This is a genomic window from Corallococcus carmarthensis (assembly GCF_003611695.1).
Classification (GTDB): domain Bacteria; phylum Myxococcota; class Myxococcia; order Myxococcales; family Myxococcaceae; genus Corallococcus; species Corallococcus carmarthensis.
The window spans coordinates 25,310-40,135 of sequence record NZ_RAWE01000022.1 but is presented as its reverse complement, the minus strand read 5'-3'; the positions used below and the strand labels follow the sequence as shown (position 1 = coordinate 40,135).

The following is a 14,826-nucleotide window of genomic DNA, read 5'->3' as shown; positions in this document are numbered from 1 at the left end:
AGAGTCTGAAGGGACGTCGTCCACGCTACCGCCGACGATGCCGGCATGGTCGACCCCTGCCGGCTGACGCTGGCTGATGACGTCCTGGGCGCCGCGTTCGCACACGCCCAGGCGGACTATCCCCGCGAGTCCTGCGGCCTCGTGGTGCTGGTTGGAGGCGCCCAGCGGTACCGGCCCTGCCGGAACCTCGCCGACGGCCAGGCGCACTTCGTCCTGTCGCCCGAGGACTATGCGCGGGCGGAAGGGGATGGCGAGGTGGTGGCAGTGGTGCACTCCCACCCCAACGCCGCGCCGGAGCCGAGCGAGGCGGACCGGGTGATGATGGAGCGCTGGGGCCTGCCCTGGCTTATCCTCAACGTGCCGGTGGGGCACTGGTGCCTCTGGTACCCGGACGGCTACCGGCCGCCGCTGGTGGGCCGCACCTTCAGCCACGGCGTCCTGGACTGCTACTCCCTCATCCAGGACTACTACCGGGAGCGCCTGGGCCTGGCACTGCCCGACTTCGAGCGCCCGGACGACTGGTGGGCGAAGGGTGGCAACCTCTACCAGGAGGGCTTCGGCCGGGCGGGCTTCGTGGATGTGACGGGCCAGGCCCTGCGCGAGCATGACGTCCTCCTTATGCAGCTGCGCGCCCCGGTGCCCAACCACGCGGGCGTCTACCTGGGCGGGGATGTCCTCCTGCACCACGTCATGGGGCGCCTGTCCGGCCGGGAGACGTACTCCGGCTTCTGGGAGCGCATCACCCAGCGCGTCGTGAGGCACGTCTCCCGATGCTGACGACCATCGTCCTGGGTGGTCCGCTGGGGAAGCGCTTCGGGCGCGTGTGGAAGATGGACCTCTCGGTGCCCTCGCCTGCGGAGGCGGTGCGCGCCCTCTCGGCCGTCTGCGACGGCTTCCGGCGCTACCTCGCGGAGAACAGCGAGCCCGGCTACCACGTCTTCGCGGGCAAGCGGGACGTGGGGGAGGACGACCTGGGCATGCCCACCGGCGCGCGCGTCCTCACCCTCATGCCCGCGCTGGCCGGGGCGAAGTCCGGCTGGTTCCAGGTGGTGGCGGGTGCGGTGCTCATCGCCGCCGGCGTCGTCCTCTCCGTCTACGGGTACGGCGCGGGCGTGCCCCTCATCACCGCGGGCATCTCCCTGATGGCCGGCGGCGTCTCCCAGCTCCTCTTCGCCCCGCCCACCGCGAATGGGCCTGACGAGAAGGACGCCAACAAGCCCAGCTACGTCTTCAACGGCCCCGTCAACACGCTCGCCCAGGGCCACCCGGTGCCCATCTGCTACGGGGAGATGGAGGTGGGCAGCTGCGTCGTCTCCGCCGGCATCGTCACCGAGTGGTCCGACGGCGGCTTCGGGGGCAACAGCGGCAGCGGACAGACGGGCGTCGGCGGAACCACCCCTGGCGGCGGCACCTGCCCCGCGCCGTGGGTGCCCATCCTCCTGGCGGACGGCCGGGAAGTGCCGGCAGGCGAAGTCCAGGTGGGCATGGCGGTGCGCACCCAGGACGAGGAGACGCTGGAGTGGGACGTCTTCCCCGTCATCGCAGCGGAGCCCGCCGAGGGCGTCCGCTGGCTGCTGGAGTTGGAGGACGGCCGACGCCTGGAGGCCACCGGCACCCACCGCGTGCGGACGGAGGACGCCTGGGTGGAACTGCGGCACCTCGCGGCCGGCACGCGACTGGTGGGCGCCCGGCCGGGCGTGGTGCGCCAGGTGACGCGCGGTGAGCGCGGGCCGGTGGTACGCCTCACCGTGGCGGGCGCGCACACCTACGTCTCCGACGGCCTCCTCAGCCACAACGTGAAGAAGGCGGACCCAACGGTGGAGGACTGACATGGGTGGCAGCAGCGGCGGCAAGGGGGAGGGCGGCGCCCAGCGGACGCCCGTCGAGTCTCCGAACACGTTGAAGTCCAGCTCCAAGGCGCGCGTGTTGGACCTGCTGTGCGAGGGGGAGATTCAGGGCCTCGTCGACGGGCTGAAGTCCGTCTACCTGGACGGCGTCGCCATCCAGAATCCCGACGGCACCTTCAACTTCACCGGCGTCACCGTCTACGACGTGCGCGGCACGCAGTCCCAGGAGTACATCCCCGGCTTCCCGTCCGGCGAGGCGGAGTACTCCGTGGGCGTGGAGGTGAAGCACGCAACCCCGGTGGTGCGCACCGTGACGGACCCGGGGGTGGACGCCGTGCGCGTCACCCTCCAGGCGCCCCAGCTCACCTACCAGGATCCGACGACGGGCGACCTGCTGCCCACCCGCGTCCTCGTCTCCATCGCCGTGCAGAGCAACGGCGGCGGCTACGTGGAGCAGTCCTTCCAGGGCGCGGAGCTCTTCCGCGGGAAGTGCACCAGCCCCTACGAGCGCACCTTCCGCGTGGAGCTGACGGGCTCGCCCCCGTGGGACATCCGCGTCACGCGCGTCAGCGAGGAGGCCGACAGCGTCACGAAGCAGAACAAGGTCCTCTGGAAGTCCTACGCAACGCTGCTGGACGAGAAGCTCTCCTTCCCCAACACCGCCCTCTGCGCGCTGCAGGTGCCGGCGAGCCAGTTCAGCAGCATCCCCACGCGCAGCTACCGGATTCGCGGGCTGCGGGTGCGCGTGCCCAGCAACTACAACCCCGTGGCCCGGACGTACGAGGGCACCTGGGACGGCACGTGGAAGGTGGCCTGGACGGACAACCCGGCCTGGTGCTTCTACGACTTGCTGACGACGAAGCGCTACGGCCTGGGCCGCTACCTCAACGAGGCCGCCGTGGACAAATGGGGCCTCTACACGGTGGGGAAGTACTGCGACGAGTTGGTGCCGGACGGGAAGGGCGGCATGGAGCCGCGCTTCCGCTGCAACCTCTACCTCCAGACGCAGGAGGACGCGTACAAGGTCATCAACAACCTCGCGTCCGTCTTCCGCGGCATGACGTACTGGGCCTCCGGCGCCGTCTTCGTCGCCCAGGACGCGCCGCGCGACGCCGAGTACCTCTTCACGCCGGCCAACGTGGTGGAGGGCCTCTTCACGTATGCCTCCAGCGGCAAGCGCGCACGCCACACGGTGGCCCTCGTCAGCTGGAACGACCCGGACAACCACTTCAAGGTGGCCCAGGAGTACGTCACCGACGAAGAGGGCCTCGCCACCTACGGCTACAACCCCACCGAGGTGGTGGCGCTCGGCTGCACCTCCCGGGGCCAGGCGCAGCGCGTGGGCCGGTGGCTGCTCCTCACCGAGAGGCTGGAGACGGAGACGGTGACGTTCCGCACCGGCTTCGAGGGCGCCATGCGCAACCCCGGCGCCGTGGTGAAGCTCCAGGACCCATACCGCGCCGGGCGCAGGTGGGGCGGGCGCGTGGTGGCCGCCACCGCCAGCCAGGTGGAGCTCGACGCGGACGTCACCCTGGAAGCAGGGAAGACGTACGCCCTCTCCGCGGTGCTGCCGGACGGCACCGTGGAGGAGCGCCCGCTGGCCGCGCTCGCGCCGGCGCCGTACCGGGCCCTCACGGTGGCCACGCCCTTCTCGGCCGCGCCCCAGCCCCAGGCCGTCTGGGTGCTGGCCGCGTCCGACTTGACGCCCACCCTCTGGCGCATCCTCAACGTCGCGGAGGTGGAGCCGCACCTCTACGAAATCACCGCCCTGCGCCACGAGCCGGGGAAGTACGCGGAGGTGGAGCACGGCGTGAAGCTGCAGCCCTTGCCCACGTCCGTGCTGCCCTCGTCCGCGCCACCTGCGGGCCTCGCGGTGGGCGAGTCGCTGTACAAGACGACGAATGGTGGCGTGAAGGTCATGGTGACGGCCCGCTGGACGCAGGTGGCCACGGCCACGGAGTACCGCGTGCGCTGGCGGCGCGAGGGCGGCAACTGGACGTCGGAGCCACCGGTGCAGACGCACTTCTGGGAGCTCCAGGACTGCCTGCCGGGCGAGTACACCGTCCAGGTGGCCGCCGTCCTCAACGGCCTCGTCACCACCTACGCCTCGGCCAGCCACACCGTGGTGGGCAAGGCGGCCCCTCCCTCCAACGTGACGGGCCTCACCTGCGTCCTCAACGGAAGCACCGCGACGTTGCGCTGGGCGGAGGTGCCGGACCTGGACCGGGACACCTACGAGCTGCGCTACGGCAGCAGCTGGGAGGTGGGCAGCCTCATCGGCAAGGTGCGAGCCACCACCTACGAATGGGCCCTGCCGGCGCCGGGCACCAACCAGCTGGTGCACGTGAAGGCCATCGACACCTCGGGCAACTACAGCACCAGCGCGGCGAGCGTCCTCGTGGTGTCCGTGCCCACGGTGCCTGCCACCCTTACCCTGGGGATTTCGTCCACGCCTCCTCCGTAAATGGGAGGGCATGCGCTCGCGCGAGCAGGAAGAAGCGGCCGGCGTCTACGACCGGGAGGTGGACGGCGTCCGCTCCCCACAGCTCGTCAAGTCGCGCTACCTGGACATCCGCTGGACGCACGAGGAGGTGCTCCCCGCGCACCTCCTCGCGGGCTTCCAGGTCGTCGTCTACGAGGGCAGCGACCCCAACAACACGGACAGCTACCTGCTGGAGCCCCGGAAGTTCGGCCCCTCCGAGAGACGGTGGGTGGCGCCGCTGAAGCTGAAGCTGCCGACGGAGGTGCAGTGCGCTGTCCAGGCCCTCTACACCAACGGCAGCCAGAGCAACTGGCGCGTCCTCGGCGGTAGCGTGGTGGCGGACCCGGACACCCTCACCATGGCAGTGGCGGACCTCTCCAATGTGCCGACGGGGAGCGTCTACGCCCGGCACATGTCGGCGAGCTCCGTCACCAGCGCCGCGGTGGCGGCGGCGGCCATCAGCTTCACGCACCTGCTGCTGCCGCCCACGGACAACCTGGTGCCCAACGGGTACTCGGAAGCCGGCGCGGCCGCACTGGGCCAGTCCCCCGAGGGTGACAGGCTGGTGGAGGAGCCCTCCAGCGCGAAGGAGGGGCGCTGGTGCCGCAAGCTGCCCGTGCCCGTGGGGGGCGGCTTCGTGGGCCTCAACTTCATCGGCGGCTACCGGAGCACCGCACCCGGTGGCCGCATCAAGTGCACCGCTGGGGATCAGTTCTACGCCGAGGCCTGGGTGAAGTCCTCGGCCGCGCTCGCCCAGTCTGGCGCGACGCTCTTCCTTCTCTGGGAGGGGGCGAGCGGCAGCTACGACGGTCAGATCACCTCCGTCGCCGTCACGCTCACGACGGGCTACCAGCGCGTGAAGCTGAAGGGCACGTGCCCGGCCGGGTGCACCGGCGTGCAGCTGTACTTCGAGCTCAATGCCGTGGGAGCGGACGCCGGCAAGGCCGTGTACCTGGACGCCATCTCCATGCGGAAGATGGTGACGTTCGACCTGCTTGTGGCCAACACCCTCCAGACGTCCAACTACGCGGAGGACGGCAACGGCGTGCCCGTCGCCGGGGCGAAGCTAGACAACGTGGGCACCGCCTTCAAGGCGGCCGGCGGCAACGTGCAGATTGGTAGCTACCTGTTGGACACGCCTTTCTTCCGGGCCAACCAGGCGCTGGATGGGACATCGGCCGCGGGGCGCGTCCACTACCGGGGGAGCAACAACACGGGCGTGCGCGGCGGGGCGCCGCTCATTGACCGGCTGGACGTCCAGTGCACGGACTACTTCCGGTACACGACGCCCATCGTCCACTCCTGGCTGGTGCACCACTTCTTCATCCAGCCCTCCAGCATCGACGACAACCTCGACGCGCTCCGCTACCTCAAGGTGGACTACTACAGCAGCGTCAGCGCCACGTACCGGGGCACGCGCTACATCACCCTCGCGGACCGGAAGTACGCCGCCGCAGTGGACGGCAACGCGGTCAACCGCATCGCCATCACCCACACCTTCCAGTACCCGGCGGCCCTCTCGGGGCTCTACGGCCAGAACCTGGGAGAGTACGTCGCGCTCCTGTGCGAGGTGCACGGCGTCTACGGCGTGAGCGCCTCCATGTGGTTCACCCCCACGTTCGGCGCCGGGCTGGGCATCAACTTCGCGAAGTCCACGACCTCGCCCTTCAGTGGCGCGCCCGCGGGTGGCGGCGGCGGCGGCTCCGGCGGGACGGGCGGCACATGCGTAGCGCCCGAGACGCTCATCACGCTGGAGGACGGGCAGGAGGTGCCTGCGGCGTCCATCCGCCCCGGCATGCGCGTCCTCACCCAGCACGAGGACACGCGCCGGGTGGGCACCTTTGAGGTGACGGCCGCCTCCAGCCACCGGGCCGCGCGCTGGCGGGTGGAGCTGACGGATGGCCGCGTCCTGGTTGCGACGCCCAACCACCTCGTCTACCGGCGCTTCGCAGGTTGGACGCAGGTCCGCGCGCTTCGGCCCGGCGAGCTGCTGGAGGGCCTGCGCCCGGGGCTCGTGCGGCGCGTCGCGCCGGAAGGGGAGGGCGCCGTCGTGAAGCTCACCGTGCACGGGGCCCGGACGTACGAGTCCGCGGGCCTCCTCAGCCACAACATCAAGCAGCCCATCTAGGAGTCGGCCATGCCCACCCTCACGCAGAGCGACGTCTACACCATCAACGCCAACGAGGCCCGAAAGCGGGACCTGCGGCTGGAGATCGCCCGCATCAAGGGGCAGCTCGATGCCTCAGCCGCACTGTCGCGCGCGGCCGCTGAGGTGAACTCCGCCACGCTGGTGAAGAAGTCGGCGCTCGAGCAGGAGCTGGTGCAGCTGGAGTCCGCGGGCGCGGCCCCCGGCAGCAGCGACGACTGGGGGAAGTACTCCACCGTAGAGATGGTCGGCCAGGACGAGCGCTTCTACGCGAAGGACAAGGGTTACGACTGGCTCGTCTTCAACCCGCTGGCCACGTTCGAGCAGACGGTGGCCGAGTTCGAGAAGTACATGCTGGAGCAGCGGACCGCCTTCGGGCGGCCCTGGCTGCTCCAGCGCGGTGACGGGCTCATCCGCGAGTGGCAGGCGAACGCTGCCGCACGCGGACTCATCACTGAGGACTCCTGGCCCGCCTTTCGCGACTGGTTGCTTGGCGTCGGAAAGGACAGAGCCGTTGGGGCAACGAACTAGCGACTTGCTCGGCTCTGAGCTTCAGAGGACACCTGCGATAATTGGATGGAACATGGTTGGCGTGCGCCGAATTCCCTCTGCACATCTCTTGAATGGCCTCTGAAACTCCTCTGCCTGGATCTCAAGAGCGATTCGAGCGGCTGCGGCTGCGTCGCAACTGTGACCGCAAATCGTGAATAGTCGTTCCATGACGAACCAGCGATTGTGGGAATATGCAAGTTCGGCAAGGGAAAGCGCAATGGATGCCTTGAGCTCCAGTGAGCTTGTCGACTTGAAGATGGCGAGCAGGCGCACTGCAACCACGTCGCAGTATGAGAAGTCGAATGATCCGCGTGCCCAGTCGGAATAAACCAGCCCTAGCGACAGCCAAAGGTCTGGGTCGAGTTTCGACAGGATGGTGATAGTTTCTTCATTGAACTTATCCAGGATGGCCCATTTTTGCTCCGTGTCGGTTGTTTTTAAGTAGCGCTCGAAGTTTGCGACAGTTTCGATTGTCCAGGTGTTGACTGAGTCGAGTTCTTTGATCCACTCCCCTGATTCGAGAGAGATCTTGATGCTGTTCGGCTGAGCGAGGAGACCTAGAAGTGCGGATCGAAGCCCGCTAATTGTCTTGAAGCGCTTTGTTGGGATTGTTTCGGTGCATTTTTCTATGATTGGGGCGAACGGCCCGCTACAGGTTTGCCGCTGATAAGGGATTCTGCTCGCGTTTGCTACGAGATCGTGAAGAATACAGCCGAACGAGTAGATGTCGGCAGAAGGTCGAACGTTTGAGAAGTCGGTGTATTGTTCGGGGGCTGCATAGTGTTCTGAGCCCCACGCTGAATACTGCGAACTCAGTCTGGATGTCCCTCCGTTCGGAGGCAAGGCCAACCCGAAATCGGCCAGTTTCCATGTTCCTTCGTGAAGAAGGATGTTCGCGGGTTTTAAGTCACGATGTACATAGTCAAGCCTGTGTAGTTCCTCTAATCCGTTAAGAATGTCTGCAAGAGCTTCGCTGGTAATGATCCCGGACTGCTTGTCTTCTTCGATCTGCTCAATGTATGACTTGTCGGCGAGCGGCATTGTGAACCAAGGTGCGGGCCCGTTAAGATCGGCGTCAAGCACCGGCAGGAACAGGTCGGACGATAGTCCGCGCTGAATTCGCACCTCTCGGCAGAATCGTTTTCTTAGCTTCTCGCGCTCCTCATTGGTTGCCACCTTGACGCTGGGTGAGAAAGTCTTTCTTGCGGCGATTGTGCCGTCTGAGAGTTCTACTTTCTCGATTTTGCCGAAGCCGCCACTGTCGATTTCTTCAATGATTCGCATGGATGGTTTTTAGAGTCCGATTGCTAAGTAGAGAGCCTGCGTTCCGGCAGACGCTATAGAACGGACTTATTGCTTGTCATCTGAACCTGTGTTCCTGGGGCGTCTACGACTCCTGTTTGCTGCTGATTCGGTGGGCGGGCTCGCACAAGTGCCGCCGGACACCGTCCACGCGAGCGTTGACCATGCGGCGGTATGCCCCCCGCTCCCCGCCGTACCCCCGACAACACTGTCCGTGAGGACCTCGCCCGGCTTGCCGCCCAGCAGGAGGCGACGAACGAGCGCGCAGGCACGGCGCTGAAAGCCGCCGAGCGGATGGCGGTGGACCTCCACCGGCTCATGGAGGGCGTCCAGACGGAGGTGCGCGGCGTCGGCGAGCGCATGGCCACCGCCGAGCAGGTGCGCCGCCTGGAAGATCGCATCATGGAGGTGGACCGGCGCGTGACGGAGCACGCGCCGGCCGTCGGTGCGGTGCCCGGGCTGGCAGCGAAGGTGGAGGCGCTGGAGAAGTCCTCGGCCGCCCACGGGGTTGCGGTGGAGGCCATCCCCGCCATCCGGGAGCGCCAGGACGCGCAGGAGCACCGGAACTCCCGTCAGGCTGGGGCGCTGTGGGTGGTGGGCGTCGTCGTCGGCCTGCTGGGGCTCGCTGGGCTGCGCGACTGCGGCCGCTGGTTCGTCCAGGCCCAGGCGCCCGCCCAGCACCAGCTCACGCAGGACGCGTCCGAGCCCGGTTCCCCCATGAGGCGCCGGTGAGCCTCTCCCTCTTCGCCGCGCACATGCTCGCCGTGTGCGCCGCCCTCGTCCTGGCGGTCTGGGTCAGCGCTTCTCCATGACGCCGCCTACTCCCAGCAGCCGGAGCCTCACCATGCCTATCACCTCGCAGCGCGCCGCCTTCCTTCAGCTCGTCCTCGCGCAGATGCACTCGCCCTACCGCTGGGGCGCGAAGGGCCAGCGAGCCGCGGCGGATGGCCCGCGCCTCTTCGACTGCTCCGGCCTCGTGACGTGGTGCTTCAATCAGGTGGGCGGGAAGGACTGGCGCGCGACGCACAACACGGACCGGCTGTGGGCGGAGTGCGCTCCGGTGGCGAGCGCGGCGGACCTGCAGCCTGGAGACCTGGTGCTGTACGGCAAGGCCGGCGATCCGGACCACGTCATGGTGCACGTGGGCGCGGGAGTCGTGGTGGGCGCCTCCGGGGGCGGCAGCAAGACGCTCACGCTGGACGATGCGGTGCGCGCGGACGCGAAGGTGAAGTCCTTCACCCGCGTGGAGTACCGCCCCGACGTTCTCGGCTTCCGGCGCCTGCCCTTCGTCTCCTGAGTTGCACCTGCCTGCCCATGGCGCGCTCTCTTCGGGTGCCGCTGTGCCGCCGAATCTCTTTCCCGACGTCCAACCCGCAGCACCACCAGGAGCACCAGCATGTCCTCACCCGCGCCGTACACGCCGCCCGCCGATCTCATCACCGCCGCCGAAAGGGCTCTGGCCCAGGCCAGCCCCGGCAAGCTCGCCACGGCCCTCACGCTCTACACCTGCTACGGCAGCGTCACCGGCGGGCGCTCCGCGGTGACGGGCGCCGAGCTGCCCCCGTTCGAGAAGTGCTCCGCGCTGGTTCGCGCCGGCTGGCTCGCGGTGGCCGAGGCCATCAACACCCCGGTCGCGTCCGTGGCGGTGCCGCCGGGCCCGGTCGGCGCTCCCATGGTGCCGCCCGGGCAGAAGCCCAGCGTCGGCCGGGCCGTCCACTACCAGCGCGACGAGGTGGTGTGCGCGGCGGACATCACCGCCGTCAACGACGACGGCACCGTGGAGCTCCTGGTGAAGCCGCCCCGCTTCCTGCCCTTCACGGCGTCCGACGTGTCCCAGGCCCCCACCGAGGCGCCCGTGCCCGGCTGCTGGAACTGGATGCCGCGCGTCTGACGTCTTCCTCCGGCAGCTGCCGGCGCTCGCCCGGGGCGCTCCCGGGAGCCCCACACCCCAGAAGGAGAAGCACCCCATGAAGAAGCGTCTCACCCTGGCCGCGTGTCTCCCGGTCGTCCTCGCCGCTCCGGCGGCCCTGGCCCAGGCGTCCACCGGCGCCAGCTCCAGCATCCTGGACGCGCTGTTCACACCGGGGAACATCGGCATCGGCCTGGGCATCGTCGCCGGTGCCGTCGGCCTCTTCGCCGGCGGCACCTGGCTTACCACCCGGCGCAAGCGCATCGTCGCCACCGTGGCCTTCCATGCCTTCCACGTGGTGGAGGACTTCGCCGCGATGGACGAGGAGGAGAACGCCCTCGACAAGGTGGCCAAGGGCCTGGAGGTGGCGGACTCCTGGCTGAAGGCCAACGGCTGGCGCCCGCTGAAGCCCTGGGAGCAGGAGGCCGTGAAGCTGGAGTTCGCCTCCATCCACGGCGCGCAGAAGGCCGACGTGAAGGTGCGCGCGGAGGCGCTGGAGCTCGCGCTCGGCGCCATCGGCAGCACCGCCGCGCTGGGCCCGGTCGCCACGGCGGCGGTGGCGGCGGTCCCTTCGATGCCCCGCGGGTAGAAGTCGCCGCGGGGCTGTCGCGGGTGCTGAGCGACGTGCCGGTGCGCCACGGGTATGCCGAGATCACCGCCACCGTGGCATCGGGTAGCGGATGGCGAGTTCGCGGAGAGGTTGGCTATCGACCGACCAACCATCTCGGCGCCTTCGCATTCGCCGAAGCCTCGTCAGGAACCCGGATGGCAGGGGCCGGGCTCAGGTGGCTTTTCTGAAACGACGTGCGCCCATAACGTCTTCTTGACGACTCGGTAGATCAGATGACGGCTTACGCCGAAGCGTTCCGCCAGAGCTTTGGCCAAGACGCCCTCGGCGTGAGCCGCCCTGATTTCAAGAACAACTTCGCGGGTGATCTTCGCCTTTGGATGCGACTCGCCGCGCTTGAGCTTCTCCCGAAGCCTTCGAGACGGATTCGCGTCACCACGCTGCAGGCGATCGGGTTGACGACGAGTCCAGTGCTCGTCACCGCGTGGGAGGGTGAGCGGCACAACTTTTGCGCCACGGGCTTGGCGTCCCTTTGAGTCCCTGTCTGAGCTGTTGTCGGCATTTGAGCCCAGGAAGAGATGGTCGGGCCTGACGCACCCAGGATTGTCGCAGTGGTGGCAGACCAACATGCCATCTGGGATGGGACCGTTGGTCAGTTCCCATGCGACCCGGTGCGCCCGCAGGTGCTTTCCGTTCGCTGTGAAGACCCCATATCCCCGCAGGTGGGCAAGGGCCCACTCCCAACACCCCTCTCCCTTGCGGACCTTTTCCCAGAATCGCTCGGCAACATTGCGACGCTTCCGAGGTTTTGGCGGGCAGTTTGACATGGCCCAACCTACGACGTTGGTCTGACATGCCGGTTCGGGCTACCTGGAGGCCCAGGCGGGCGTCACCTCCCTTACGGGCGCCTACGCGCGCCTGGAGGGTGGGGCGCGGCTCCGGCAGAACCTGGGCGTCTTCGGTTTCGTGGAGGCCAATCAGCGCGAGCGGATGGCTGGCGCGGGCGTGCGATGGACGTTCGGCTGATGAAGCGCTGCGGCCCGCCCCGGATGACTCGGGGCGGGCCGTTGCTGCTTGAGGGGGCTACGCAGCGGCGACGAGCGCGACCTTGGTGTCATCCACGTCCAATGGCCGCCAGATCATCTCCTTCGAGCAGCGTGTGCACTCCGGCAAGCAGCCAGCTCCCCGGGTTAACTCCTGCCGGCCATACTGCTGAATCAGGCCCTGCAGGCCATCCGCTGGCACAATGCTCGTCGGCACGGTGCACGCTGGCGAGCCGTCCGTGTGCCGGACCGCCACCCAAATGTATTCGTCGGCTGTGTGGTGTCCGGTGACTTCGAATTCACCCACAGGGCGCTGCGCCTTCAGCTCTGCAATGAGGTCTACGACTTCACGGCTGTGCGGCATTCCAGACTTCCTTTCTTCGATGACGTGAGACACCCCGTCCCACGCTTGATGACGAACTGAAGCACCGGAAGGACTTGGACTACCAGTCCATGTGGCAGTCCTTCCTGAGAACTGTACGTCTGGATAGTGAGGATGGCAGCCGAGCGGCATCCCGTGTGCACCACGCGCGCGTGTGGTGCACCTCGCCCCACGTGCCCGACGAGGCCCCCAGAGTGAAGCCCTACTTCCAGACCGACACCATCACCCTGCTCCATGCCGACTGCCGCGACGCGCTGCCCGGACTCCCGTCCGGATCCGTGGACGTGCTCCTCACCGACCCGCCCTACGGGATGGCCTACGAGGCAAAGGGGAAGAGCGGCGCCGCCATTCGTGCGGACGGCTCCCGCCAGGGCATGCGCGTCTTCCGCCAGGCGCTCACGGCTGCGGGGCCCGCGCTGAAGCCGGACCTGCACGCCTTCGTCTTCTGCCACTGGGAGAGCTGGCCGGACTTCTTCGACGCGGCTAGCGCCCACCTGAAGATCAAGGGCGCGCTGATGTGGTGGAAGGCGCGCGGCGGCATGGGTGACTGCGCCGCCAGCTTCGCGCCGGACTACGAGGTGGTGCTGCACGGCGCCGGGCCGACACGTCGCGCGCTCGCTGGGAAGCGGCACGGCGCGGTCCTCGATGGCTACCCGCCGGTGCCCGCGCGGGCGCGCACGCACCCCACCGAGAAGCCGGTCAACCTGCTGAGCTACCTGCTGGAGCGCTCCTGCCCGACGGGCGGCCTCGTCCTGGATCCGTTCGTCGGCTCCGGGGCCACGCTCGTCGCCGCGCAGTCACTTGGGCTCCGCGCAGTCGGCGTGGAACTGGAAGAGCGCTACTGCGAGGCCGCCGCGCGGCGCCTTGAGGCAGGCGCGGCCACGGTTGCCCGCGCCGCCTGATTCACGGCCCGGAAGAATCCGTCGTGTCAGCCGGGTTGAAGGAGCATGAGCGGACTGGCGCTGAGCGAGGAGCAGCGGAGCGAGCTGGAATCCTGCTTCCGCACGACGGAGGACCGACGTCTGCGTGAGAGGTGCCAGGCGGTGCTGATGACGTCCCGAGGGCGCTCCCAGCAGCAGATTGCCGAGGACCTGGGGACGACGCCACGCAACGTCCAGCGCTTCCTCGCCCGCTATCGAGCGGGAGGCTTGAGCGGGTTGAGGATTCAGTGGGCACCGGGCCGCACGCCGTTGATTCCCGAGGGGCTGGCGCCAGTGATTCTGGGCTGGGTCCAGCGGGGGCCAAGGGCCTGCGGCGTCAAGCGGGCGAATTGGACGCATGAGGCGCTGGCGGACTTCCTCTACCGCCAGACGGGGATTCGGGCGCGGGAGACGGCCATGGGGGACTTCTGCCGTCGCCATGGCGTGCGTCTGTACCGGCCCACCTATCGCTTCCTTCGCGCGGACGCTTCACGCCAGCAGCAGGCGCGGCAGGAATTGAGTGAAAAAAACGCCAGGCGCAAGCAGGTGACATCGCCCTCTTGAGCCAGGACGAAGCGAGATTTCCCATGGTGCCGACGCTGACGGCGACGCTGGGCGTGAAGGGATGCCGCCCCGTCATTGGCACCCGCGACTGTAAGGACGTGGTGCACACCTTCGCTTCCGCCAACCTCACGACGGGCGCGGTGACGAGCAGGCTGTACGGCAGCCGCACCCGAGCGCGTCGCAAGGATGGACTCTCCAAGACAAAGCGCATGCAGGTGGCTTTCGCCCACCACCTGCTCGACGTCGCCCGCGCCTATCCCGCCACGGCGTGGCGGCAAGTCGTCCTCATCATCGACAACGCGCCCTGGCACCGCGGGCGCCCCGTGGATTGGGCCTTGCGCCGCTTCCCGCACCTCTCCCTGTACCGGCTGCCGCCCTACAGCCCTCAGCTTCAACCCATTGAACGGCTGTGGCGGCCCCTGCGCCAGCGGGCCACGCACAACCTTCTCTTCGACGAGATGACCGAGTTGCAACAGGCGCTGCGCTCGGGCCTGGGCTACTTCCGGACACGGCCTCACGTCGTCCTCAAGCTCTTCGGCTCGCTTTGGACGACGACCGGATTACCCGAGGCGTGAATGAGTCGCACCCGGTTCCGGTTTTCCCTCTCAAATTAGGGCGAGAAACCGGAACCGCTCAGCCCTCCGGCGGGCTCATCCGTCCAGCCAGAAGGCGCTGTTGCTGCTGCGAAGCGCCTTCTCCAGGAACTCGCTGAAGGACGATGCAACAGGCACCAGTTCGGGGAACGTCTCGTGCCACGCGTCGAAGAGGGAGTAGCGGCCGGACTCACTCCGTGCCACGTCCAGGACGACGTAGTCGGAGTCCTGCATGTCCACGAGCGTGTAGAGGGATGCCGCTCCGGCTTCGTCCCTGTCGTTGCCGCGGACGGCGATGCGCGCCCGCATGATTTGCTCCAGCGGCAGCACGCGGAAGCGGGTGTCCGGCGAGGAAACGAAGAGATCACATCCATCGCAGTGCAGGTAGAAGGCGCGCAGGTCCTCATCAAGCCTCCACCCCACGCGTGCCTCGAAGGCGGCGACCTGCGCGAGCGTGGCAGGAGGGCGAGGGAAGTGGAGTCGGGAGACTTCGGCCAGCAGGCTTTCCATGGACATGG

Annotated in this window: 16 protein-coding genes and 1 pseudogene; 13 read left to right on the top strand and 4 right to left on the bottom strand. The window is 68.0% G+C overall.

Annotation, left to right across the window (positions count from 1 at the left end; genetic code table 11):
* Window positions 1-45 precede the first annotated feature (45 nt).
* Genes D7X32_RS09090 through D7X32_RS09070 form a run of 5 tightly spaced genes read left to right on the top strand, consistent with a single transcriptional unit; the run spans window position 46 to window position 7,006 of the window.
* Window positions 46-777: a C40 family peptidase gene (locus D7X32_RS09090; protein ID WP_120602118.1), complete on the top strand. Its 732-nt coding sequence runs from the start codon at window positions 46-48 to the stop codon at window positions 775-777.
* Window positions 771-1,829, top strand: coding sequence for a hypothetical protein (locus D7X32_RS46190; RefSeq protein ID WP_208752367.1), 1,059 nt, complete (start codon window positions 771-773; stop codon window positions 1,827-1,829). Before D7X32_RS09090 ends, D7X32_RS46190 begins: the two co-directional genes overlap by 7 nt.
* 1 nt (window position 1,830) lies before the next feature.
* The gene (locus D7X32_RS09080; protein ID WP_120602117.1) at window positions 1,831-4,311 is read left to right on the top strand and encodes a TipJ family phage tail tip protein; all 2,481 of its coding nucleotides are present in this window, start codon (window positions 1,831-1,833) and stop codon (window positions 4,309-4,311) included.
* A gap of 10 nt (window positions 4,312-4,321) precedes the next feature.
* A complete protein-coding gene (locus tag D7X32_RS09075) occupies window positions 4,322-6,457 on the top strand; it encodes a Hint domain-containing protein (RefSeq protein WP_120602116.1) in 2,136 nt (711 codons plus the stop codon).
* Window positions 6,458-6,466: 9 nt separating this feature from the next.
* Window positions 6,467-7,006, top strand: coding sequence for a hypothetical protein (locus D7X32_RS09070; RefSeq protein ID WP_120602115.1), 540 nt, complete (start codon window positions 6,467-6,469; stop codon window positions 7,004-7,006).
* Window positions 7,007-7,027: 21 nt separating this feature from the next.
* Here D7X32_RS09070 and D7X32_RS09065 read toward each other — a convergent pair whose 3' ends face one another.
* Window positions 7,028-8,311 (bottom strand): serine/threonine protein kinase, encoded by a 1,284-nt coding sequence (locus tag D7X32_RS09065; protein ID WP_120602114.1) that lies wholly within the window; start codon window positions 8,309-8,311, stop codon window positions 7,028-7,030.
* 192 nt (window positions 8,312-8,503) lie between these two features.
* Here D7X32_RS09065 and D7X32_RS09060 point away from each other — a divergent pair, with 192 nt between their 5' ends.
* From D7X32_RS09060 to D7X32_RS46635, 5 genes are all read left to right on the top strand, one after another.
* Window positions 8,504-9,061 (top strand): hypothetical protein, encoded by a 558-nt coding sequence (locus D7X32_RS09060; RefSeq protein ID WP_147450083.1) that lies wholly within the window; start codon window positions 8,504-8,506, stop codon window positions 9,059-9,061.
* 112 nt (window positions 9,062-9,173) lie between these two features.
* Window positions 9,174-9,626, top strand: coding sequence for a C40 family peptidase (locus D7X32_RS09055; RefSeq protein ID WP_120602112.1), 453 nt, complete (start codon window positions 9,174-9,176; stop codon window positions 9,624-9,626).
* A 99-nt stretch (window positions 9,627-9,725) separates the two neighbouring features.
* Window positions 9,726-10,220, top strand: a complete 495-nt coding sequence (locus D7X32_RS09050; protein ID WP_120602111.1) for a hypothetical protein — start codon at window positions 9,726-9,728, stop codon at window positions 10,218-10,220.
* Window positions 10,221-10,296: 76 nt separating this feature from the next.
* Entirely contained in the window at window positions 10,297-10,827 is a 531-nt protein-coding gene (locus D7X32_RS09045) for a hypothetical protein (protein WP_120602110.1), read from the top strand.
* Between the two features lie 254 nt (window positions 10,828-11,081).
* Window positions 11,082-11,342, top strand: a complete 261-nt coding sequence (locus D7X32_RS46635; protein WP_244238923.1) for a hypothetical protein — start codon at window positions 11,082-11,084, stop codon at window positions 11,340-11,342.
* Between the two features lie 24 nt (window positions 11,343-11,366).
* Here D7X32_RS46635 and D7X32_RS47810 read toward each other — a convergent pair.
* Window positions 11,367-11,633: pseudogene (locus tag D7X32_RS47810) on the bottom strand (HNH endonuclease signature motif containing protein); the annotation flags it as partial.
* 256 nt (window positions 11,634-11,889) lie between these two features.
* Window positions 11,890-12,213 carry a hypothetical protein gene (locus tag D7X32_RS09030; protein WP_120602107.1) on the bottom strand — a complete coding sequence of 108 codons (324 nt, stop codon included), beginning with the start codon at window positions 12,211-12,213 and terminating at the stop codon, window positions 11,890-11,892.
* Between the two features lie 212 nt (window positions 12,214-12,425).
* Between D7X32_RS09030 and D7X32_RS09025 the strand changes: the two genes are divergently transcribed.
* Genes D7X32_RS09025 through D7X32_RS09015 form a run of 3 tightly spaced genes read left to right on the top strand, consistent with a single transcriptional unit; the run spans window position 12,426 to window position 14,290 of the window.
* Window positions 12,426-13,133: a DNA-methyltransferase gene (locus tag D7X32_RS09025; RefSeq protein ID WP_120602151.1), complete on the top strand. Its 708-nt coding sequence runs from the start codon at window positions 12,426-12,428 to the stop codon at window positions 13,131-13,133.
* A gap of 45 nt (window positions 13,134-13,178) precedes the next feature.
* Entirely contained in the window at window positions 13,179-13,715 is a 537-nt protein-coding gene (locus D7X32_RS09020; RefSeq protein WP_120602106.1) for a helix-turn-helix domain-containing protein, read from the top strand.
* Window positions 13,712-14,290: a transposase gene (locus D7X32_RS09015; protein ID WP_439328993.1), complete on the top strand. Its 579-nt coding sequence runs from the start codon at window positions 13,712-13,714 to the stop codon at window positions 14,288-14,290. Before D7X32_RS09020 ends, D7X32_RS09015 begins: the two co-directional genes overlap by 4 nt.
* Window positions 14,291-14,365: 75 nt before the next feature.
* Here D7X32_RS09015 and D7X32_RS09010 read toward each other — a convergent pair whose 3' ends face one another.
* Window positions 14,366-14,824: an SMI1/KNR4 family protein gene (locus D7X32_RS09010; RefSeq protein WP_120602104.1), complete on the bottom strand. Its 459-nt coding sequence runs from the start codon at window positions 14,822-14,824 to the stop codon at window positions 14,366-14,368.
* Window positions 14,825-14,826 lie beyond the last annotated feature (2 nt).